Source organism: Blautia sp. SC05B48 (assembly GCF_005848555.1).
Classification (GTDB): Bacteria; Bacillota; Clostridia; order Lachnospirales; family Lachnospiraceae; genus Blautia_A.
The window spans coordinates 1,719,081-1,741,719 of sequence record NZ_CP040518.1; the positions used below are offsets into that span (position 1 = coordinate 1,719,081).

Below are 22,639 nucleotides of genomic sequence, written 5' to 3' on the forward strand. Positions count from 1 at the left end.
TGAATTTTTTTAGCCGCTGTAACATTTCGCGGACATTTGGGTTTTACAATACACTTATCAACAGGTAGGAAGCCTTGAAAGGAGTTTTGAATATGAGCGTTTTACAGACGATTGACCTGAAAAAGTATTACGGTACAGAACCGAACATTACCCGCGCCCTTGACGGCGTAAATTTCTCCGTGGAGGACGGCGAGTTTGTGGCTGTTGTGGGAACCTCTGGTAGCGGCAAGTCCACCCTGCTTCACATGATGGGCGGGTTGGACACTCCCACCAGCGGAACCGTGATTGTCCGAGGCGAAGAACTGGCAAAGAAGAACGACGAGCAGCTTACCATCTTTCGCCGCCGCAACATCGGCTTTATCTTCCAGAACTATAACCTTGTTCCCATCCTGAATGTGTATGAGAACATTGTCCTGCCGGTGGAGTTGGACGGGGACACGGTGGATCAGAAGTTTTTGGACGAAATTGTTCACCTACTGGGGCTGGAAGATAAACTGAAAAATATGCCGAACAATCTATCCGGCGGACAGCAGCAGCGTGTGGCTATCGCCCGCGCCTTGATTACCAAACCGGCTATCGTGCTGGCGGACGAACCGACCGGCAATCTTGACAGCAAGACCAGCACTGAGGTGCTGGGGCTTATCAAGCGCACCAGTGCGGAGTTCCGGCAAACCGTTGTGATGATTACCCACAACAACGATATTGCCCGTCTTGCAGATCGGATTGTCCGCATTGAGGACGGCAAAATTGTGGAATAAGTAGGGGGTGGCAGACTATGACATGGCCTTTTGAAAATGATACCAGTAACATTGAAAAGAAACTGGCAAAGCGCAGTTTGCACCATGAACGGCAGCGTAATTTATTTGCAATCATTGCTCTTGTGCTAACTGCATTTATGATAACTGCGACATTCAGTATTGGTTTTAGTTACTTTGAAACCTACCAAATGCAACAAATTCGGTTAATGGGAACTACCGCTGATGTCGGAATCACAAACGTAACAGAAAATCAGTTGGTTGACATTTCAAAATCAAACCTTGTCCTTGACGTAGGTATACAGCAGCGTTTAGGCAGTGTTGATACAGAGCAACTGCAAAATGCGAGATTAGGTATAGTTTGGATAGATGATACCGAGTGGGAACACCACCGTCTTCCTACTATATCAGGTGTTGTAGGAAATTACCCATCAAGTAAAAACGAAATTATGCTACCTACATGGGTGCTTGAACAGATGGGCATTTCTGATCCGCAAATAGGGATGGAGATTGTGTTGTCGTACCAAATTGGCGATAGCTATAATTATGTCTCAGACACCTTTTTGCTGTCGGGCTACTATACGGACTACATTCCAATGCGCACAAATAATCGTGGTTATGTTTATGTTTCATCCGCTTTTAAGGATAGCTTAAATGTATCACTGGATAATAGTGTTACGGCAATGATCCGTTTTCAAGGCAATGATAATGCTGACAAAAACTGTGAAAGATTGCGGCGTGAGATTGACTTTACAGAAGGGCAAACATTTGAAATTGCACCATTAGAACAGGCAAATGGTGGAACTATTATTTTAGCTGTAATAATTTTAGCAGTTTTTATATCCTTTAGCGGCTATCTGCTGATTTATAATATTCTTTATGTCTCTGTCGTAAAAGATGTGCAATTCTATGGCCGTCTTAAAACGATTGGAACGACCCAAAGGCAGATAAAGAGAATTATCTATAAGCAGGCAATCAGAATCTCTTGTATTGGTATTCCGATTGGTCTGTTACTTGGTGCGGCTGTTTCCTTTGGCATTGTTCCTTACTTCCTGAATATGATGTATTCAACAAATTCTGATGTGGGAACAAAAGTATCTTTTTCGCCGTTTATTTTCATAGGAGCGGCCATATTTACGTTCATTACCGTTATGATTGCAAGCATGAAGCCCGCCAAAATTGCCGGAAGTGTTTCACCAATAGCAGCACTCCAATATACAGCAGCCAGCACAAAGAGCAGCGCCAGAAATTGTAGCAAAATGAAGTTGTCCAGAATGGCATGGAACAATGTCTTTCGTAATGCTAAGAGTACAACCCTTGTTTTTGCATCGCTTTTTTTCGGCCTTTCCTTGTTCCTTGTCGTCACAGGGCTATTACATGGTTTAAGCCCGGAGAATTATGTGAGCCAATGGGGAGTAAGCGATTTTGCACTCACATATAGTATCCACGAAAGAGAAGATTTAATTTCCAGCGAAATGGTTTCAGAGATTGGTCAGCTTGACGGCATTGAGAATTTGAGGTTGACCTATGCACCTTATCCTCAAGTAGCAGCAGATGTTGTATATGACGATGCTGTATTTCACGAGTTTCTTGCGTCATTAGACGGAGTAAACGGCATTGATTTTTCTGATCCGGCAAAATTAGAAAATTATCAGCAAAACTTTTTTAGCGGGGTTTTTGGAATTGACAGTGCATATTTGGAAGAAATCAATAAAACCTTAAACTTGCCTATTGACACGTCTGCCTTTGAACAAGGAAAGGTTGTGCTGCTGTCCAAAACAGTAGAAGGCCTTATTCAGCCAGGGCAGGAAATAACAATCCAGACGCAGAACGGACAGCATTCCTTTATTGTAGCGAACGGTTATTTGAATGAAGGGTTTCGAGCAGGAGGAGGCAATGAGAGAGGGACGGCTCCTGATTTGTATATTAGTCAAACAGCTTTGAAAGAACTCTTTCCGCAATATAGAGTGTTCCGCGTGGCCTTTGATACGGATGGTCAACATGACGAAAGTATACTGCAAGAATTAAAGCAAATCACCGCATCACAAGCTAACATTGATATTATATCCCGATATGAACGGCGAGAAGAAATGCAGGAATATCTCATTACAGCAAAGGTTTTAGGAACAGGGTTGTCCGTGATCCTGCTGCTTGTTGGTGTCATGAACTTTGTCAATACAATGGTTGTCAATGTAAATACTCGGCGCTATGAATTAGCTGTTCTTGAAAGCATTGGAATGACAAAGCGACAAATCAAACGAATGCTATTTATGGAAGGTTTCTATTATTGGGGCGTTTCCCTTTCCCTTGCTGTCACCATTGGAACAGCAATCTTCATCTTGCTATATATGATTTTTAGTAAAGTGGCCTATTATGCTGTTTTCTCCTATCCATTTATCCCACTGGTGCTGGTGTCTGGACTGGTGTTGCTAATCTGCCTTATTGTGCCTATATGGGTCTACAAAACTGACGTTAACCTTCCAGTTGTGGAGCGATTGCGGTTGACAGAGTGAGTTTAATCAAATAGCAAAACATCCTTAGATCAATCATATCGAAGCGGAGCAGATTTTAGCTGCTCCGCTTCTTTAGTATTTTTCAAAAAATTCTTTTGAAATGTCCGAGCTTTGTAACAATTCAGCCTGTTTTTCTGTCGAAATCAAAGGCACCTCGGACATTTATAGTTCTTCCAAAAGTTTGATGATAATATTACCATTCATGGAAGAAGCAATCTGTTATTGCAATAATGCGAAATTGACGATAGAAAGTTTTTCATATCTCGGTCAGCTCAACAATTACATTACTCTGCTGATACAGCCAGTCCGTAAATTCTTTCGGGCTGGCCGTTCCTGTTTTTACAGCCTTTTTTCTCTGTAAGGCTTCTTTCTTAAAGTCGGAAAAGGAAGCCTGTATTTTTTCCAGACGGTCAGCCGGAAAGCCTGCGGTATTTTTTACCCGGTTTATTTTGTTGCGCCAGTTCTGGCATTCATTTTTATAAAGCAGGTCATAGTTATTTTCTCTTGACCTCTCGTCAAATTCCCGCTTGTTTTGAAGCGCCTGTGCTTTTCGGCACTTGTCGCTGCACAGCTCATACCGCTGGCTCTTTGCCAGAAAATATTTTCCACAGACCTTGCACCGCCGGAAGCAAAGCCCCCAGTCATTCAGCCTGTTCAGATAATAGGTAATCAACGGGTAGAGGGACGCATAGGCAGACACACATTCTTCTGTGCGCCGGTTGTCCGGGAACCAGAGGTCAAGCCGGGTATCTTCTGACGGTGCGCCTTTGAAATAAAGGCTGCCAGCTTGAAATTGTTTCGGTTTTCCTGTCTCCCTGTCAAAGCTCATGGTTTCGTTTTGGAATACCCCGGTCAGTCTGCTCATTTTATCCATGAAGCGGTCACAGGCAGCGTTACGGTCACGGGGTTCTCTGGCAAGCAGATAGCTGTTCCAGATACGGAACGCCACATACATTTTCAGAGGGTCGTTGCTAAGATATTTCTCCCAAAGAAATTCGCTTGCCGCCTGCTCCAGCTCCGGCTGTTTCCATCGGTTGGAGTGGAGAGCTTGCCGCAGCGGAGAAAGCCCGTATAAGTTCCAGTCTCTGTCCGTGTCACGCTCAAAGTTTATCAAAAAAGTTCCCAGTGGGCGTGTCATATCACAAAGCACCTCTGCGTTTTGGCTCCCGTTCAGACGGAAGCGGATCTGCTGTTCTTCCCCAATCAAAATCCGCTCTTTCATTTTCTTCCTGTCCAGCGTCAGGACAAACAAAATCCTCTCAAAACATGGCTCATGCCGTATAAACTGATTCTCCATCCCTATCCCCTGCCTTTGTTTATGGTAATTATATAATTCAGTTATATCCGTTACACTCATGGTATCGCAGAATCATTGTTTTGTCAAGGATAGTACGCTATGATGATTGCGGTTGGTAATTTCGTACCGCACAGTACCTTGACAAGTGAATGACCGTCCAAAAGGGATATGACCGGCAGGAGAAGTGACGCATTCGGCGCACCAATGCAGGGAAACACCGCAGGAATGGGGCAGGAAAACGGCTTTTGGGGAGAACGGCAACAGGAAGCATTTTAACCTATTTGATTTATGGGAGGAACAGAATGAACGATAAAAAGAGATTGAACAGCTACGAGGATTTACCGCTGGTTCTGGATGTGGCGGACATTCAGCGGATTATGGGAATTTCAAGAGCGAGCGCCTATGAGCTGGTACACACACCCGGCTTTCCAGCGTTCCGCAGGGGCAGACTTATCAAGGTCAGCAAAATTGCTTTCTTTGAATGGATGGCAAAAGGCTCCGAAACCGTACCGGGAAGCGACAAATAAGCGTGAGGTATCATTCCCTGACTTGCAATACTGCCGCACTTTCCAAAGGGGCATACAGAGGGAAAAAAACTTAAAAATGATACCGAGACGCTACATCAAAACAGCCTATCTGCGTACATCAGATAGAAACGGAGAAAGGAGCCGGTTATGGCAAGAATGAGTAACAAGCGGCGGTTGGAATGGTCTTTCTTCTTAAATGACCGCAGCCGTATCACTTACAACGAACTGTGCCGGAAATGCCAGCACGAATGTAAACAGAGCTTCCGGGCGGTTGTGGTTGACTGCCCGAAGTATCTTTCCAAGCGTTCCAAGAAAAAGGACAAGACTGCCGGAAACGGCAAAATCCCTTAGGAACTAAGGGCGCACTTCTATACATAGTCTAAAGACCATGTATCGTGCGTCCTGCGGAGCTTACCTCTGCCGCTGATAAAATCAGCAATCCGAGGTCTGCGTTCGCTTCGCTCCGACAAGGTGGCTACACCCCCTTGCGCCGCTAAAGCGGCTATCCCCTGTGTACCCGCCGCAAAGAGAAATCCGCTCTGCGGTTTTCCCTTTTCATCGGGTTTTATAGAAGCACTGACACACGGACTGTCTGCGGATGGTCTTTCTTTATCTTATCAGCAAAGGATGTGAGAACATGGAAAAATCTTTGGAACAGTTGAAGCAGGAATATGAAAAAACCACTGTCCTGCTGGAACAGGAAAAACGGAAAATGCAGCGTTTGAAAAACCGGCAGGCGTATCTGGAAAGCGGTTCCCGGAAACAGAGGACGCACCGGCTGATTACCCGTGGGGCAGCTATTGAGAGCATTGCACCACAGACAAAGGAGCTATCCGAAGCGGAATTTTATTCCCTCATGGAAAGCATTTTGAATCTGCCGCAGGCGGAGCATTTCATCCGGTCTGCCACAGAGAACCACGCCCGTATTTCCGGGCAGGAGAAAGGCGGTGACTAAGGATAGCACTTTATCATTTTTCAATCGCACAGATCAAGCGCAGCGCCGGTCAGAGCGCCATTGCCAGCGCAGCCTATCGAGCCGGGGAGCGTCTTTACAGCAGCTACTATGGAGAAGTCAGCGACTACACCAAAAAGGGCGGCGTGATCGCTTCGGAAATCATGCTGCCGCCCCATGCGCCGGAAATATATCTTGACCGGGCGACCCTCTGGAATGCTGTGGAGAACTGCGAGAAACATCCAAAAGCACAGCTTGCCTATTCCTTTGATATTGCCATGCAGAATGAATTGACGCTGGAAGAAAACATGGAGCTGGCGAGGAAGTTCGTACAGGAGCAGTTTGTGACAAAAGGCATGATTGCCGACCTTGCTTTTCACAGCCCGGAGAAAGAGGACGGCGGCATCCCTAACCCGCATTTTCATGTGATGACAACCATGCGCCCTTTGAACCCGGATGGCACATGGGGACAAAAACAGCGTCGGGAATATCTTCTTGATGAAGATGGAAACCGAATCCGGGATAAAAACGGCGATTATATGTTTAACGCTGTCCATACAACAGACTGGCATGAGCCGGAAACGCTGGAACACTGGCGGGAGCAGTGGGCGGCTGCCGTTAATACAAAATTTGAGGAAAAAGGGCTGGATGTGCGTATCGACCACCGTTCCTATGTGCGGCAGGGGCTTGACCTGATACCTACTGTCCACGAGGGAGCTAATGTCCGGCAGATGGAAGCAAAGGGCATCCGCACCGAGAAAGGGGAACTGAACCGCTGGATTAAAGCCACCAACCGGCTCATGCAGGATGTGAGGAAGAAGATCAAAGCCCTGTTTGTCTGGATGGCAGAGGTAAAAGAAGAACTTTCCAAACCGCAGACACCGAGCCTTGCCGACCTGTTGATCGCTTATTACAACCAGCGCAACGCAGGGGCATGGAGCAATAAAGCCAGAACCGGAAACTTAAAGCAGTTTGCCGAAGCCGTCAATTATCTGACGGAAAACAAGCTGCTCACATTAGAGGATTTGCAGGAGCGTCTTTCCTCTGTCAACGAAGAATTTGAAGCGTTAAGCGACTCCATGAAAAAGAAATCTGCCCGGATAAAGGAATTGCAGGAATTGATACGGGAGGGCGAGAATTACCAGCGGCTAAAACCTGTTCATACGGAATTGAACAATATCAAGTTTAAGAAACAGAGGGAGAAATTTGAAACATCCCACGATGCGGAGTTACGGCTGTTTTATGCCGCCCGCCGTATTTTGAAAGAAAAACTGGACGGAAAACCCATTGCCCTGAAAGCATGGAAACAGGAATACGCACAGTTAAAAACAGAGTATGCCGAACTGTCTCCGCAGCACAAGCCACTCCGGGAGGAAGTCATACGGCTACGGCAGGTGCAGAACGCCGTAGATACCGCACTGCGCCGGAGGGAGCAGCCACAGGCAGTACAGAGAAAGAAACATGAGATGGAGCTATGATATAACCGGCAGCTTTACCGCTACCAGTATTTTTATGGAGGGAGCATTTGAATGTATTTGAAGCGGTGAAACAGTCTGTTACCACCCGGCAGGCTGCTTCATTCTATGGAATCCGGGTGGGGAGAAACGGCATGGTCTGCTGTCCATTCCACAATGACCGCACGCCCAGCATGAAAGTGGACAGCCGCTTTTACTGCTTCGGCTGCGGGGCTTCCGGGGATGTGATCGACTTTGCCGCTTTGCTACATGGATTGGGGAAACGGGAAGCTGCGGTCAGGCTTGCGGAGGACTTCGGCGTTTCCTATGAGAAATCCGGCAATGCGCCGCCAGATAGGAAGCGTCACAACAGGTCACAGCCCCGACAAAAATCAGCGGAGCAGAGATTTCAGGAAACGGAACGGTATTGTTTCCGGGTGCTATGCGATTATCTGCGCCTGCTGGAGCATTGGAAAACAGCACACGCCCCACAGCCGCAGGATGCCATCTGGCATCCTCTTTTTGTGGAAGCGTTGCAGAGGATAAGCTACACAGAATACCTTTTGGATATTTTGTTATACGGAGAAATAGAAGAAAAAGCGGCATTGATCGCCGCACAGGGAAAGGAGGTGTTGCGGCTTGAACAGCGAATTTCAGAGCTTGCCGCCGGAAACGCAGGAAGCGGTCAAAAGGACGATGGACACAATGGAACCGGCGCAGACACCGGCAGAAATCCGGGAAACATTAGAGGGGACGCAGAAAGGCGGCGTGAAGAACAGCATCCGAAACTGCCTGACGGTGTTCCAGCGTGACCCTCTGTTTCGCGGGGCGCTGCGCCTGAACCTTTTGACGGAGCAGATTGACATTGTGAAGCCGCTGGGCTGGGAGCGCACCAGTACCACGCTGACCGACATGGACATGAACTACCTGCTTTTGTATCTGGAAGAAAATTACGGGCTTACCAGCGAGAAAAAGGTGCAGAGCGCCATCAAGATTGTTGCCAATGAAAACCGCTACCATCCAGTCAGGGATTACCTGAACAGCCTGCAATGGGACGGCACAGAGCGCATCCGTTACGCCCTGCATCACTTTCTGGGAGCCGATACGGACGAATACACCTATGAAGCCTTGAAACTGTTCCTGATGGGAGCCATCCGGCGGGTATTCAGACCGGGGAGCAAGTTTGAGGTCATGCTCTGTCTGGTTGGTGGTCAGGGAGCCGGGAAATCTACCTTTTTCCGGCTGCTGGCAGGCAGGGACGAATGGTTTTCAGACGATTTGAAAAAGCTGGACGATGAAAATGTGTACCGCAAGCTGCAAGGGCATTGGATTATCGAGATGTCGGAGATGATTGCCACAGCCAACGCCAAGAGTATTGAGGAAATCAAGTCATTCTTAAGCCGCCAGAAAGAAACCTACAAAGTGCCGTATGAGACACATCCGGCAGACCGGCTGCGGCAATGTGTATTTGGAGGGACGACCAACCGGCAGGACTTTTTGCCCCGTGATCGCACCGGCAACCGGCGCTTTCTCCCCGTGACGGTGTACCCGGAACGGGCGGAGGTTCACATACTGGACGATGAAGCGGCGGCGAGGGCGTATATCGAACAGATGTGGGCGGAAGCCATGACGGTTTATCGCAGTGGGAAGTATAAGCTGTCATTCAGCATGGAAATGAACCGATACCTGAACGCCCACCAGCAGGACTTTATGCAGGAAGACACACAGGCCGGCATGATCTACGCCTATTTGGAGGACTACACCGGCGACAGGGTATGTTCCAAGCAGCTTTATGAGGAAGCGCTGGGGAACTTAAATTCCCCGGCAGACTGGGAGACACGGGCAATCTGCGAGATTATGAATACCGGCATTGCGGGCGGCATCATACAGGGCTGGGTAGCCTACAAAAGCCCGAAGCGGTATAAGAAATACGGTTCTCAAAAAGGCTGGGAGCGTGTCAACCAAGCTCCGCCGGAGGGGGACGGTTTTCAGGAAATCACGGAAGAAGAAGCCCGGCAAATGGAACTTCCATTCTGAAAAGCCACCGGTTGACAGTTTGGTTGACGCTTTGGTTGACAGCCGGTTGACGGGGAAAAGCCTGATATTTGGGGCATTTCTCTCCTTTGTCAACCATGTCAACCAAGAAATCAAAGAAAAAGTAAAAAGTAATAATAGAGCGCCTATGGATTGTTTTCAAAGTCTTTTCTGCCGGTTGACACGGTTTGGTTGACACGGAGACAGTCTGCGGCTGTACACCTGTCTGACATTCCCTTGTCGGGCATATTTCATTTATGGAGGTAACTGCCTATGGCAAAAAGCAAAAACGAGAGCAATAACAAAAACAGCGGCACCCTGCTTACCGAAAAAGACGGCACCCAGTATTTTGTCATGGGGAAAGTCCGTATCAAGGTATCGGAGCATTTCGCACAGGATGGGAAGCCGCTTGACAGCCTGCTGGAAGATGTGATCCAGCACGCTGCCGCCGCTTCCTGAAAAAATACGGAATAACGACTGTCAATCAGCCCACGCTTATGATATACTTGTACCAGCGAGTATTGTATAAGCGTGGGTTGTTTCTTTTAGAAGGAGGATTTTTAACCGTGAAACAACCATACAATACAACGATTTATAACACTGCACTATATTTGAGATTGAGCCGTGACGATGAATTACAGGGGGAAAGCGGCAGTATCCAGACCCAGCGCATGATGCTTAGACAGTATGCCGCAGAGCATGGGCTGACCGTTGTAGACGAGTACATTGACGACGGATGGAGTGGGACAAATTTCGAGCGTCCAAGTTTCCAAAGGATGATTGATGACATCGAAGACGGGAAAATCAACTGCGTTGTCACAAAGGACTTATCCCGTCTGGGAAGAAACTATATCCTGACCGGTCAGTACACGGAAATCTATTTCCCCAGCAAGGGAGTACGCTACATTGCCATCAATGACAATGTGGACACCATCAACGGAGAAAGCGAGCTTGCACCGTTCTTAAACATCCTGAATGAAATGCACGCCCGACAGACCAGCAAAAAGGTCAAGGCTGCCATGCACACAAGATTTGCCAATGGCGCACACTATGGAGCCTATGCACCGCTGGGCTATGTAAAAGACCCGGACAAAAAAGGTCATCTTCTGATCGACCCGGAAACACGCTGGATTGTAGAGAAGATTTTTGACCTTGCTGTACACGGGCGTGGAGCCGCCAGCATTACACGGATTCTGGTGGAGGAAAAAGTACCTACCCCCGGCTGGCTGAACTATGAAAGATACGGGACTTTCGCCAATATCTACGCCGGTGCGCCCGCAGAAAAAGCCTATGCGTGGACGATAGCACAGGTCAAGAGCATTTTGAAAGAGGAAACCTACATCGGTCACAGCATTCACAACAAGCAGAGCAACATTTCATTCAAGAACAAGAAAAAGGTGCGGAAGCCGCAGGAAGAATGGTATCGTGTGGAAAATACCCACGAAGCCATCATTTCTGAAGAAGTGTTCCAAAAAGTTCAGGAGCTGATTGCAAGCAGACGCAGGAAACGCAGAAACGGTACGACACAGATTTTCGCAGGATTGATAAAATGTGCAGACTGCGGATGGTCTTTAGCCTATGGGGAAAACAAGCAGAATAAGAACCCATACGGGTACTACCATTGCAGCAAGAACGGGCAGGGATTACGCCAGTGTTCCATGCACTATATCCGCTATGATGTACTGTATGCCTATGTGCTTGCAAGACTGCAATACTGGTCTATGCTGGCACAGAAAGACGAGGACAAGCTGCTGAAACGCCTGCTCAATGCCAGCGACAGGGAAAGAAACTCTGCGAAGAAAAAGCAGGCTGCGGAGCTGAAAAAGGCAGAGAAGCGTAAAGCCGAGGTTGACGGGCTGTTTGCTAAAATGTATGAGGACTGGTCTGCCGGACGCATAACCGAGTATAACTTCAATATGCTGTCCGAGAAGTACCAGAACGAGCAAAAGGAGCTTGAAACAAAAATAAGACAGCTTCACGAAACGATGGAAGCCGCCGTACAGACCGCAGCGGATGCTGAAAAGTGGATTGCCCTGATGAAACAGTATGTCAACCCTGTGGAGCTGACCGCCGAACTTCTGAACACTCTAATTGAAAAAATAACCGTCCACGAAGCTGTCAAGGGCGAGGACGGAAGCCGTGAGCAGGAAGTAGAAATCTACTACCGCTTCATCGGCAAAATCGACTGACCTTTCTTTTTTACCCAACAATATCTTTAATTAAGGGAGACGGGAAACAATATGCCGGATATCAGTATTCTTGTGGATATTGCAGATTATTATGATATCAGTATTCCGGAGATTATCAGTGGGGAAAGGAAAAGCGAGATGATGAACGAAGAAGAAAGAAAAATTGCTAAAACAATGTCAGATTATGCAACTACAGAGAAAGAGAAGATTTTTAAAGAAATGAAGCTCCAAAGTGTCATGGGAGTTTGTGCATTGGTTCTATACTGGATTCTGCATGAAACAGGTGCATATATGTATAATGATGTGTTAGGAAAGCTTGCCGGCTATTGTGAGACCTTGGTATCTGTGTCAGTCATAATGATGGCAGCATTTACGACAGGATCTTTAAGCAAGGTGCGGAGCAAGAGTAGGAAAGTTTTTGTGTTCGAAAATTTCCCAAAACCTATGCAATTAGTTGTAACTGCAGTTGTTGCTTTTGGTGGAGCTGCTGTGCTCAAGCTGGTACTGGTGCATTTTTTCGGCTTATAAGTATTTTCAAAGTTACTGTTCACTGGTAATGTTCCGCGAGGTGTTTTTTGTGAGCGAAGGTCACAGAAAACCAGAGACATACTGCGCGAATTTATGCGATCAGCATAAATTCTGTGCATCGCGAAGCGTGTTACTGAGAACGGAGTGAACAGTAACTTTTCAAATTCGTATTACATACTATGGAAAAAGAACTTTTTGACATTTTCACAGATGCGTGATAATATGATTTTAGAAATAGAGTGCTACCGATAGACGGTTAGTACGTTTTACTATTAAGATATCAAAGATAACCGCTTAGTTTGCAGACAGGGCGGTTATTTTTGTGGTTTATGATTATTTTTGCCTAATGTATATCCGATACTAAAGCTGGTTAAGCCGAAGCTCACTACTGCTATGAAGTCAACAATACTCATTGGCTTAGCCTTCCTTTCCAGTGGATTCCCTTTCGGGTTTCTATGTAATCAGAGGGGTGCTGAGTGCCGGCGGCACTCGTTTAGCACCGACCGTAACGGAGTGTAGACCACAGTCCCTCTGTTGAAGGACTAACCGCCTACCGTTATGGTAGCACCCATGTTCAGATTATAATAATAAAAAATTACGGGCGCAATAAGAAAATGGCAGAGGAAGTAGTAGGCGTTGGCAATAAAGAATTTAGGACAACCTTATTCCAGTAAACGAAAAAATGGCAGATTCCAGGATCATGATTCTGTCATCCAGGGTCATTGATAAGGTAAAGAGCCTTGAGGAAGAGAATGTTCTGGTAGTAGCAGGCCGTGGAGTGCGAAATGAAAAGGAGGTGGAAATTAAAATTTTATCAGAACTGAAAAAAATCCCGGAGTAGAAATACTTTGGGATTTTTTTGAAAGGTTGACTTTTACACGGTAAAGTGTAATACTTATTGTAAGTGACGAATGTGAGGAGTGTTTTTTATGCCGGATGATAAAGTACTGCAGGTAGCGATACTTATATGGGGATGTGCATTTTGTGCCATAGTTGCATTATGTATGTTTCTGAGCAGTAATTATGACAGGGAAAAGCGTCGGTATCTTATCCTGATGGAGAGTTTTGCTTCTCTGTTATTGCTGATGGATGCCATGGCGCATATTTTCAGCGGATATCCCGGAGTTCCGGGCAGTGTGATGGTTCGGATTTCGAGTTTTCTCGTATTCGTTTTAACAAATGTAGCAAGAATTCTCCCACCTCTTCAGGTGGTGAGATGAATTGCACATCTGATCATATCTGCTCAAAAAAATCTCTATAGTATAAAAGAAACACTTGTTCTCCCTTCCCTGATGTAGTATACTGAAAAAAGAACAATTAGTTCATAAATACATATCCGTCGGTATAAGAAAAAGGATGATAAATATAATGGAGTTAGACCACGAAAGATGCATTCTGGAGTCAGATCTTCTGTCTGCTCAGTGCAGGCGGAGCAACGATTGAAACGATACGGCAGTATATAGAAAGCCAGGGTGAGAAGAATGAACCGCGCCGTAAAAATAAGGATCTATCCAAATAAAGAGCAGAGAGTTCAGATAGAGCAAACAATCGGCTGCAGCCGCTTTATCTATAACCAGATGCTTGCAGATAAGATCAGCTATTACCAGAAAGAAAAAAAGATGCTCCGGAACACACCGGCCGGATATAAAAAGGAATATCCATGGCTGAAAGAGGTGGATTCCCTTGCCCTGGCGAATGCGCAGCTGCATCTGGAAAGTGCGTTCCGGAAGTTTTTTCGGGAACCAGCCTGTGGATTTCCACGTTATAAATCAAAGAAGCATGTAAGAAATTCATATACGACCAATGCACTAAATGGAAATATCCTTTTGCAGGATACCCATCTGAAGCTTCCAAAGATGTCCGTCATAAGGATAAAACTTCACCGTCAGATTCCATCAGACTGGAAACTGAAGTCTGTAACTGTGAGCCGTGAGCCATCCGGGAAATATTTTGCCAGCCTTTTGTTCTGCTGTGAGGACCAAACAGTGGAAAAAAGACCGGCAGAGAGATTTCTTGGGATCGATTTTGCCATGCAGGGAATGTGTGTATTTTCTACAGGAGAAAGAGCCGGGTACCCTATGTTTTACAGAAAAGCAGAGAAAAAACTTGCAAGAGAACAGAGAAAGCTCTCCCACTGTGAAAAAGAAAGCCGGAACTATCAGAAACAGAAAAAAAGAGCAGCTTTATGTCATGAAAAGATAAAGAATCAGAGAAAAGATTTCCAGCATAAGCTCAGCAGGGAGCTTGCGGAAAGATATGATGCAGTATGTGTGGAAGATCTGAATCTGAAGGGAATGTCCGGAGGGCTGCACCTTGGGAAAGGTGTGCAGGATAACGGGTACGGGCAGTTTCTGTTCATGCTGGGATACAAGTTGGAAGAATGCGGAAAACATCTTATAAAAGTAGACCGTTATTTTGCATCCAGCAAGATCTGCAGTGTATGCGGACATAAGAAAAAGGAACTGGCATTGTCGGATAGAATGTATGTTTGTGAATGTGGAAATAGGATGGACCGGTATGTGAATGCAGCAGTCAACATCCGTGAAGAAGGAAAAAGAATCTATAAAGAATGTGCCTGACGGCACAAGAAAAAAATCCGTAACCGGATAAACATAAAAACAAAACCGCGGGACACGCGGGGATAGCCTGTTTTAGCTTTGCCCTAAAGGGTAATCGAGCAGGAAGCCCCCACTTCAAAATCGTAAGATTTAAGTGGTGGGAGCATGTCACCGGACAGCCTGAAAGCCAAGGAGCGTAAGGCGCGTCTGCAGTACATGAGCTACCGTGATATGCTGACGACCTTGTATAACAGGAACAGGTATATTCAGGTTCTGGAAGGCATGCAGGCAAAAACAGTGATAAAAACAGGAGTAGCATATATTGATATCAATGGTCTGAAACGGGTGAATGATCTTTACGGACATGAGGCCGGAGACAGGCTGATCATAAATACAGCGCGTTCCATGCTTGCGATTCTGCCGGAGAATGCTTACCGGGTAGGTGGCGATGAATTTGTACTCATCTGTTTTGACATGGATGAGAAGATTTTTCGGAGTAAGGTCAGGGATATCTGTGACAGCATTGCTGCTAAAAGGATCAGTGTTTCTGTTGGCGCTGTCTGGGAGGAAAGCTCTTCGGAGCTTGAGACCATGCTGAGAAGAGCAGATGATCTTATGTATGAGGAAAAGAAGAAATATTATGAGGAACATGGAGTTGTTTGACCGGCTGGCACAGTCGAAATTCCGCAGCGGTTTTTATCTGAAAGAAAAAGATAAGGCTTATGCAGCAGACAAAGGCAGAGAAAAAATAGAAAAGCATGCACAGGATTTCATCCGTATGCGTCTGGCGCCTGCAGTGATCCCCAATGACGGGAAACAGACGCCGATGAAAGGCCATCCTGTATTTCTGGCCCAGCATGCCTGTGCCTGTTGCTGCCGTGGCTGCCTGGAGAAGTGGCACGGGATACCAAAAGGGCGTGAACTGACCGGCGAAGAACAGGAATACGTTGTGGATGTGCTGATGACCTGGATCGACCGGCAGATGGAAGGATACCGGCCGTCGAAAAGTTTGGCTTCAGCTTCCGGGAAGAAAGCGAAGGAACCGGAGTATGAGCAGCTGACGCTGCCGTTTGTATAGTTGATCAGAAGCGCAGCGACAGGTTCAATTGTGCTTGTTTGTACGAAAAAAAGAAATAACGATAAGAACAGGAAAAAGTTTCTGATTATGTTGTGCCCGGTATTTTTATATCGGGCATTTCGTTTGTAATGGAAGAAAGAGCTGGAAATCCGGGTAAAATTTTTCCGGGATTTTCTGTAACGTTTTTGAAACGGGTTCGTCTTATAAGTGAGAAGGGAGGAAAGAGAAAAACCGATGAACATAGAGGAACTTTACCGGACATATTTTGACATTGTATATCGGTATATCCGTTCTATCTCACAGGATGGAGCGCTGGTTGAGGAAGTGACACAGGAAACGTTTTTTAAAGCTCTGGAAAAGATAGACCAGTTCCGGGGTGACTGTGATGTGCGTGTGTGGCTCTGCCAGATCGCAAAAAATACGTTGTACGATCATCTGAAAAAACAGAAGAAGCAACTTCTCGGGGATGAGAAGCTGGAAGAAGCAGAAAGTGATGGCGGAGAGCTTCTGGAGGAAAAGCTGGCGCAGCGGAGCCAGGCTATGGAGATCCACAAAGTTCTGCATAGACTTTCGGAACCGTATAAAGAAGTTTTTTCCCTGCGGACCTTCGGAGAGCTTAAGTTTAGTGAGATCGGAATGCTTTTCGGAAAAAGTGAAAACTGGGCGAGGGTGACTTATTACCGTGCAAGAGTAAAGATCAGAGAGGAGTTGGAGCAATGAGGATCACATGTGATGTAATACAGGATCTGATGCCATCTTATGTGGACGGCATTTTAAGTGAAGACAGTCAGGCGTTGGTAAAAGAGCATATGGAAGCTTGTGAGGAATGCAGAAAAATGTTGGAGATTATGAAAGAGGAGCAGGGAAAAGAGCAGGCTCAAATGATATCATCTGCAGCCTCCGGAGCACGACGCAGAGCTGATGAAACGGAAAATATCGGAAGTGCAGCCGCACTGAAAAAAATCCGGAAAAAATTAATGATACGCAGAGTGCTGACAGCAGCAGTGGCAGTTATCCTGACACTCATCGTTGCGGCAGCAAGCTACAACCACTGGTATTTCAACGAAAAATACATGACCCTGGAAAATAGCGGAATGTACGTAAAAAATAATAATTTGTATTCTTCTAATAATCTCATCAATCGAATGAAAGTACAGTACACAGAAGATGGAAAAACAGAGTTCGTCTACGCCATTGACGCGCCATATGCAGGAACTCTGGAACTGAAAGGCGATGACATGCTGCTTCAGGATTTTTCCAAAAAGACAGAGGAAGTATCACCGGAAGATGACAGCATCCCGGAAACTGTAACAGAGGTTTATTATATGAGTGCGGAAGCCGGAAAGAAGAGCCTGGAATTAACAGAGCTGGAAGTAAAGGGAGATCTGGATGCAGCGGAGAAAATTGTGGATGAGATGAAACAGGAATCGAAGCTGATATGGTCGGAACAATAGAATAAAACTCTGTTTATGAATCAGGTAGAGATTTGTAATTCACAAAGGATTTATTCACTCTGGTTAAATGGAAACAGGCAAAGGTACTGTTCACTGGCAAAACCAGGCAAATGCAGGAAGATGGGCAGATACAGGATAGAAATACTGCATCGTCTATGTTAAAATAAAACCTGGACAGTACAGTAAAAAAAGTTCTATAAAAATTCTGTGCTGCAGGCGACAAAAACAGACAGCAGTGAATTTATTTACTGCTGAAGAACAGGAGGGACACAACATGTTATTTGTATGCTATCCAAAATGCAGTACCTGTAAAAAGGCTCAGAAATGGCTGGATGAGAGCAATGTGGAATATACGTTGCGTGATATCAAGACGGACAATCCAACTGCAGAGGAACTGAAAGCCTGGTGGGAAAAAAGCGGTCTTCCGCTGAAGCGTTTCTTCAATACCAGTGGAAATATTTATAAAGAGATGAAACTGAAAGACAAACTTCCGGAGATGAGTGAGGAAGAGCAGCTTGCGCTTCTTGCAACAGACGGGATGCTTGTGAAACGACCAATCCTTGTCGGGGAAGACAAGGTGCTGGTGGGCGCTAAAGAAAAAGAATGGGAAGAGTATCTGAAATCATGAAAAAGAAACTGAATTATGCGGATATCGTTAAGGAAACCGCGATCCTCACCGTGGCAGTGGCGATCATTGCAGCAGCGGTATATTTTTTCCTGGTGCCAAGCCATACGTCGGTCAGCAGTATTTCCGGTCTTGGAATCGTGCTTTCCAACTTTGTGCCGCTGCAGCTGTCGGCTATTACCATGATCCTGAATGTGGTATTGCTGATCATCGGATTTTTTACCTGTGGAAGAGAGTTTGGAGTTAAGACGGTTTATACCAGTGTGATGCTGCCGTTGTTTCTGGGATTGTTTGAGATCATTTTTCCAGATTTCGGTTCCATGACAGACAGCCAGGAACTGGATGTTCTGTGTTATGTTCTGGTAGTGAGTGTGGGACTTAGCATTCTTTTTAACCGGAATGCATCCTCAGGCGGACTGGATATCGTGGCGAAGATCATGAATAAGTATCTCCACATGGAGCTTGGAAAAGCCATGTCCCTTTCCGGTATGTGCGTGGCACTTTCCGCGGCGCTTGTGTATGATAAAAAGACGGTAGTCTTAAGTATTCTGGGAACGTATTTTAACGGAATTGTTCTGGATCATTTTATTTTTGATCATAACATCAAACGGCGCGTCTGCATTATCACGAAGAAGGAAGAGGAGCTGAGGCAGTTTATTGTTCATGACCTGCACAGCGGAGCCACGATCTATGAGGCCATCGGAGCCTATAAAATGGAAAAACGTCATGAGATCATAACCATTGTAGATAAAGGTGAATATCAGAAGCTGATGAAGTTTATAAACCAGGAGGACCCAAAAGCTTTTATTACGGTTTATAATGTGTCGAATATGCGGTATCAGCCGAAGAAATAAAAAACTCCCGGGATAAACCTCCCGGGAATTTTTTACCATATTTTACAGGAAAATATATTTCAGGATAAACAGCACTGCCAGTACATACATCAGAGCGCTGATCTTCTTTTCTTTTGCCTTACCTGTGATCAGGTTGATGGCTACGTATGTGATAATTCCCATGGAGATACCTTCGGAAATGCTGTAGAAGAACGGCATTGCGATGATACATACATAGCATGGGATCGCTTCGGACATATCGCTGAAATCAATGCTGATAACATTGCTGAGCATGTACAATCCGACGATCACCAGAGCCGGAGCTGTGGCAAAGGACGGGATCGCCAGGAAGATCGGAGACAGGAACAGGGACAGGCCAAATAAGATGGCAGTTGTCACTGCGGTAAGTCCGGTTCTTCCGCCTTCGGATACACCGGAAGCGCTTTCTACGAAAGTAGTAGTCGTGGATGTACCGAGAACAGCACCTGCAGTTGTTGCAACAGCATCTGCAAGAAGGGCACCCTTGATGTGAGGGAGCTTACCATTCTCGTCCAGCATACCGGCCTTGGAGGATACACCAACGAGAGTTCCGAGAGTATCAAAAAGATCTACAAATAAAAATGCAAACAGGATAACAAGGAAATCCAGTGAGAAAACTCCGTCAAACTGCAGCTTCGCAAAGATCGGAGCAAGACTCGGGATAGAGAGTCCGTTGCTGAAATCTGGGAGCAGGCTGTAGAAGCCGATCTCCGGGTTCGGAACATAAAGTCCGGCGAACTGACAGATGATTCCAAGTCCCCATGTGATCAGGATACCCCAGAGGATGTTTCCCTTTACATTCTTAACAACCAGGATTCCGGTTACGATGATGCCGATCAGAGCCAGGATAACGGTGATTCCCACATTGTTGAAGGAAGCCTCCACGCCCTTAGCTGCATTATATCCGTCTACAGAGAAAAGCTGCAGCAGTGTGGAGCCGCCGATCACGATATTGGAATTCTGTAAACCTACAAATGCGATGAAAAGACCGATACCAACGCTGACTGCGGATTTCAGGTTCAGAGGGATCGCGTTGAAGATCGCTTCACGTACATTGGTAAGTGAAAGAACGATAAATACGATACCTTCTGCAAAAACTGCGGTCAGTGCATACTGCCAGCTGTATCCCATACCGATAACGACTGTATAGGCAAAGTATGCGTTCAGACCCATTCCGGGTGCCAGTGCGAACGGGTAGTTGGCGAAGATCGCCATCAGCAGTGTTCCAAGGAAGGCTGCCAGTGCGGTAGCTGTGAATACAGCTCCGGAATCCATGCCGGTCGCGGACAGGATGTTCGGGTTAACTGCCAGGATATACGCCATTGTCATGAAGGTGGTGATACCTGCCAGAACCTCTGTTTTGGCGTCCGTTTTATTTGCGGACAGCTTGAAGATTTTTTCTAACATATTTCTTTCCCTTTCTTAAATATGTTTTTGGACAACATGTCTAGTTTATCATATAAAAATTTCGTATGCAATCGTTAGTGTGCACAGATATGATTATAATAGGTGTTTTTTTGTAAAATACTTTTACAGGCAGGCAATTTGTGTGTAAAATACAGGAGAGAGAGTATTTAATTTACAGACGAGTTTATTTTGCAATGAAAGGGGGATGGATAATGTCTGAGAAAAAACTGCGGAATATTACAGATGTGCTCTGCTTTCTGCTTATCCTTGGGTACGTGATGTATCTTGTGGCCACCTGGGGAAATCTGCCGGAGAGGGTGCCGATCCATTTTAATGCTCATGGGATCCCGGACCGGTATGGGAAGAAGGGCAGCCTTCTTCTGGAACCGATTTTGGGGCTGTTGATCCTGGCACTTCTGATGTTCTGTCAGAGATTTCCACAGTGGTGGAATTATCCGGTTGAGGTGACAGAGGAGAACAGAGAGCATATCTTTGAGATCGCGTCAAAAATGATGTCTGTGATCAAGCTGTTATCCATTGGAATATGTCTTTATGCCGGGATCAGCGGGAATCTGGGAACGGCACCTATGTGGCCGGTGTGGATACTGATCGCAGGGATTTTTGTAACATTGCTCCGGGGAATCCGGGAGATATATAAGACTGGTAAAGAAACTGACATGGATGAGGATGATAAATCGTGAAGCGGTCGCGTTTGTGATCATGTAGCAAAGTGGAAGGTAAAGGTTCGATTTATTGTACTGAATATGAATGGAACCAGCGAAAGCGGATCGCGAATATCCGCCTGGCGAAGTTATAATAAAAACAGGAAAGGAATTTCAGGAGGATATGGCAGATACAAGAACAGATGAGCTTTACAGAGCGCTTCAGGATAAGGGCTATCCCGATGAGCTGTGCCGGGAAATCGCCTACAAACATATGAATACCGATTACACAGCTACACGGATGCTGGGGTATTTATACAGGGTGACAAGTCCCAGAGTGGAGGATGTGATCGATGAGATGCTGGCGATCTTAAGTGACCGGGAATCCATCATCCGGAAGAAAGAGCTGGAGCACGCCCAGGCTACGATCAACAGCGTGTATCGGGAGGGGCTGTAACGGAAATCCCGGAGCTGTGCCAGTGCTGGCGATCAGAAGCACTGCAGCAGTTCCGGGATTTTATGATTTGATCCTTGAATAAGAGATAGTCGAGATAAAATCACTGAACTTAATACAAAGAGATCACCGACTGCCTGTCCACGATCTCAACATCCAGGGCTGACTGGCAGGAGGAGCTGACAGAGCCGGTGCGGATCTTTTCCAGGAGAAGACTGGTGGCAAGGCGTGCCTTCCGGGGGATGTTCTGGGAGACGGAGGTCAGCTTGGGCAGAGTGTACTGGCACAGTGTCAGGTTATCATATCCGATCACAGAGAGATCCACAGGAATGCGGTAGCCGCCCAGGCGGGCACCCTCCATAATTCCGATAGCACAGATATCCGCTGTAGTTACCGCAGCGGTAACTGGAGAGCTGTTGGATGCAATCTCACGGCCGGCCCGGATACCGCCCTCATAGGAAGGAGAGTACTCATAAACGTAATCCGGGTTAAAAGTAATATGGTTCTCCTCCAGCGCCCGTTTATAGCCATTGAAACGGCTGGTAAGAACGTGGTTGTTTTTGTAATCGGCCACAAAAGCAATGGCAGAATGACCGTGATTGATCATATATTTTGTGGAAAGATACATGCCTTTTTCATCATTGGAGGTAATATTGATGAGATTGGGATGCTCCAGCTCGCAGTCAAATGTGGCGATGGGGCAGGTGGCGGAATCCATCAGCTTCGCCATGTATTCGCCGGCGGCCGGATAAAGAATGATGATTCCGTCTACATTCCAGTTCTTCAGAAGGGAAATGATATCCGCATTTTTTGATACAGAGCGGATCATGGTGAAATATTCATTCTTTTGCAGTTCTCCTTCGATAGTACCGATCATGGTGCTGATATAAGGGTTCTCAAAATAGTTGGTTCCCAGGAGCACATCTTTTTCATCAAGGAAAATGATGATGCCGATGATGTGGGATTTTTTATTGGATAAGCTCCGGGCATTCAGGTTGGGAACATATCCGTATTCTTCTATGATCGCATTGACCTTGTCTCTGGTTTTCTGGGAAACGCGGCTGGTTTTGCCGTTGATCACATTGGAGACGGTCATCATACTGACGCCGGCCAGGTCTGCGATATCTTTTAATGTCATACTTTACACCTCTGTTCTTCCATAGCAGTTTCCGGGAAGAAAACTGCAGTCATAAAAAATTCTGACGCATTTCTCAGCCAAAAATAAAAATACAATGAAAAACCCAGAATTTATTTATCCTCTCTTTACAGGTTTATAAGGT

At 46.1% G+C, this 22,639-nt stretch carries 25 protein-coding genes and 1 pseudogene; 23 read left to right on the top strand and 3 right to left on the bottom strand.

Annotation, left to right across the window (positions count from 1 at the left end; all coding sequences use genetic code 11):
• Positions 1–92: 92 nt before the first annotated feature.
• Complete coding sequence (locus tag EYS05_RS07950) at positions 93–758, top strand: ABC transporter ATP-binding protein (RefSeq protein ID WP_015536575.1); 666 nt, start codon at positions 93–95, stop codon at positions 756–758.
• 17 nt (positions 759–775) lie between these two features.
• Positions 776–3,268: an ABC transporter permease gene (locus EYS05_RS07955; protein WP_138276949.1), complete on the top strand. Its 2,493-nt coding sequence runs from the start codon at positions 776–778 to the stop codon at positions 3,266–3,268.
• Between the two features lie 256 nt (positions 3,269–3,524).
• Here the strand turns inward: EYS05_RS07955 and EYS05_RS07965 are convergent, their stop codons facing one another.
• Positions 3,525–4,565 carry a DUF6076 domain-containing protein gene (locus tag EYS05_RS07965; protein WP_008816376.1) on the bottom strand — a complete coding sequence of 347 codons (1,041 nt, stop codon included), beginning with the start codon at positions 4,563–4,565 and terminating at the stop codon, positions 3,525–3,527.
• Between the two features lie 302 nt (positions 4,566–4,867).
• On the opposite strand from EYS05_RS07965, the gene EYS05_RS07970 reads away from it, so the two are divergent.
• From EYS05_RS07970 to EYS05_RS08060, 19 genes and pseudogenes are all read left to right on the top strand, one after another.
• Complete coding sequence (locus EYS05_RS07970; protein ID WP_005362423.1) at positions 4,868–5,092, top strand: helix-turn-helix domain-containing protein; 225 nt, start codon at positions 4,868–4,870, stop codon at positions 5,090–5,092.
• Positions 5,093–5,239: 147 nt separating this feature from the next.
• The gene (locus EYS05_RS07975; RefSeq protein ID WP_004614949.1) at positions 5,240–5,443 is read left to right on the top strand and encodes a hypothetical protein; all 204 of its coding nucleotides are present in this window, start codon (positions 5,240–5,242) and stop codon (positions 5,441–5,443) included.
• Positions 5,444–5,729: 286 nt separating this feature from the next.
• The gene (locus tag EYS05_RS07980) at positions 5,730–6,047 is read left to right on the top strand and encodes a DUF3847 domain-containing protein (RefSeq protein WP_008816380.1); all 318 of its coding nucleotides are present in this window, start codon (positions 5,730–5,732) and stop codon (positions 6,045–6,047) included.
• 2 nt (positions 6,048–6,049) lie between these two features.
• A complete protein-coding gene (gene mobQ / locus EYS05_RS07985) occupies positions 6,050–7,522 on the top strand; it encodes a MobQ family relaxase (protein WP_074104019.1) in 1,473 nt (490 codons plus the stop codon).
• Between the two features lie 47 nt (positions 7,523–7,569).
• The gene (locus EYS05_RS07990) at positions 7,570–8,310 is read left to right on the top strand and encodes a CHC2 zinc finger domain-containing protein (protein WP_014079457.1); all 741 of its coding nucleotides are present in this window, start codon (positions 7,570–7,572) and stop codon (positions 8,308–8,310) included.
• Entirely contained in the window at positions 8,195–9,535 is a 1,341-nt protein-coding gene (locus EYS05_RS07995; RefSeq protein ID WP_009321442.1) for a virulence-associated E family protein, read from the top strand. Before EYS05_RS07990 ends, EYS05_RS07995 begins: the two co-directional genes overlap by 116 nt.
• 270 nt (positions 9,536–9,805) lie before the next feature.
• The gene (locus EYS05_RS08000; RefSeq protein WP_004849804.1) at positions 9,806–9,991 is read left to right on the top strand and encodes a hypothetical protein; all 186 of its coding nucleotides are present in this window, start codon (positions 9,806–9,808) and stop codon (positions 9,989–9,991) included.
• 107 nt (positions 9,992–10,098) lie between these two features.
• The gene (locus EYS05_RS08005) at positions 10,099–11,721 is read left to right on the top strand and encodes a recombinase family protein (RefSeq protein ID WP_008791695.1); all 1,623 of its coding nucleotides are present in this window, start codon (positions 10,099–10,101) and stop codon (positions 11,719–11,721) included.
• Between the two features lie 51 nt (positions 11,722–11,772).
• On the top strand, positions 11,773–12,249 hold the full coding sequence (locus tag EYS05_RS08010; protein ID WP_194149846.1) for an XRE family transcriptional regulator: 477 nt from the start codon (positions 11,773–11,775) through the stop codon (positions 12,247–12,249).
• A gap of 700 nt (positions 12,250–12,949) precedes the next feature.
• On the top strand, positions 12,950–13,090 hold the full coding sequence (locus EYS05_RS08015; protein ID WP_194149847.1) for a hypothetical protein: 141 nt from the start codon (positions 12,950–12,952) through the stop codon (positions 13,088–13,090).
• A gap of 88 nt (positions 13,091–13,178) precedes the next feature.
• Positions 13,179–13,469 carry a hypothetical protein gene (locus EYS05_RS08020; protein ID WP_138276950.1) on the top strand — a complete coding sequence of 97 codons (291 nt, stop codon included), beginning with the start codon at positions 13,179–13,181 and terminating at the stop codon, positions 13,467–13,469.
• 164 nt (positions 13,470–13,633) lie between these two features.
• Positions 13,634–13,768 (top strand): annotated as a pseudogene (locus EYS05_RS08025) (transposase); the annotation flags it as partial.
• Positions 13,731–14,828 (top strand): RNA-guided endonuclease TnpB family protein, encoded by a 1,098-nt coding sequence (locus EYS05_RS08030; RefSeq protein ID WP_138277701.1) that lies wholly within the window; start codon positions 13,731–13,733, stop codon positions 14,826–14,828. The pseudogene EYS05_RS08025 and the gene EYS05_RS08030, both read left to right, overlap by 38 nt.
• A 144-nt stretch (positions 14,829–14,972) precedes the next feature.
• The gene (locus EYS05_RS08035) at positions 14,973–15,470 is read left to right on the top strand and encodes a GGDEF domain-containing protein (RefSeq protein ID WP_118623140.1); all 498 of its coding nucleotides are present in this window, start codon (positions 14,973–14,975) and stop codon (positions 15,468–15,470) included.
• Entirely contained in the window at positions 15,448–15,885 is a 438-nt protein-coding gene (locus tag EYS05_RS08040; protein ID WP_202030576.1) for a DUF4186 domain-containing protein, read from the top strand. Before EYS05_RS08035 ends, EYS05_RS08040 begins: the two co-directional genes overlap by 23 nt.
• A gap of 234 nt (positions 15,886–16,119) precedes the next feature.
• Positions 16,120–16,605: an RNA polymerase sigma factor gene (locus EYS05_RS08045; protein WP_118623144.1), complete on the top strand. Its 486-nt coding sequence runs from the start codon at positions 16,120–16,122 to the stop codon at positions 16,603–16,605.
• Positions 16,602–17,339, top strand: coding sequence for a zf-HC2 domain-containing protein (locus EYS05_RS08050; RefSeq protein WP_138276951.1), 738 nt, complete (start codon positions 16,602–16,604; stop codon positions 17,337–17,339). The genes EYS05_RS08045 and EYS05_RS08050 overlap by 4 nt, the downstream gene beginning before the upstream one ends.
• A gap of 274 nt (positions 17,340–17,613) precedes the next feature.
• On the top strand, positions 17,614–17,967 hold the full coding sequence (locus EYS05_RS08055) for an arsenate reductase family protein (protein ID WP_118061718.1): 354 nt from the start codon (positions 17,614–17,616) through the stop codon (positions 17,965–17,967).
• A complete protein-coding gene (locus tag EYS05_RS08060; RefSeq protein WP_118512748.1) occupies positions 17,964–18,818 on the top strand; it encodes a YitT family protein in 855 nt (284 codons plus the stop codon). Before EYS05_RS08055 ends, EYS05_RS08060 begins: the two co-directional genes overlap by 4 nt.
• 42 nt (positions 18,819–18,860) lie before the next feature.
• Here EYS05_RS08060 and EYS05_RS08065 read toward each other — a convergent pair whose 3' ends face one another.
• On the bottom strand, positions 18,861–20,243 hold the full coding sequence (locus tag EYS05_RS08065; RefSeq protein WP_138276952.1) for an NCS2 family permease: 1,383 nt from the start codon (positions 20,241–20,243) through the stop codon (positions 18,861–18,863).
• 212 nt (positions 20,244–20,455) lie between these two features.
• Between EYS05_RS08065 and EYS05_RS08070 the strand changes: the two genes are divergently transcribed.
• Positions 20,456–20,944 carry a DUF1648 domain-containing protein gene (locus tag EYS05_RS08070; protein WP_158293323.1) on the top strand — a complete coding sequence of 163 codons (489 nt, stop codon included), beginning with the start codon at positions 20,456–20,458 and terminating at the stop codon, positions 20,942–20,944.
• A 145-nt stretch (positions 20,945–21,089) separates the two neighbouring features.
• Complete coding sequence (locus EYS05_RS08075) at positions 21,090–21,362, top strand: hypothetical protein (RefSeq protein WP_138276954.1); 273 nt, start codon at positions 21,090–21,092, stop codon at positions 21,360–21,362.
• Positions 21,363–21,471: 109 nt separating this feature from the next.
• Here the strand turns inward: EYS05_RS08075 and EYS05_RS08080 are convergent, their stop codons facing one another.
• Positions 21,472–22,497, bottom strand: coding sequence for a LacI family DNA-binding transcriptional regulator (locus EYS05_RS08080; RefSeq protein WP_138276955.1), 1,026 nt, complete (start codon positions 22,495–22,497; stop codon positions 21,472–21,474).
• Between the last annotated feature and the right edge of the window lie 142 nt (positions 22,498–22,639).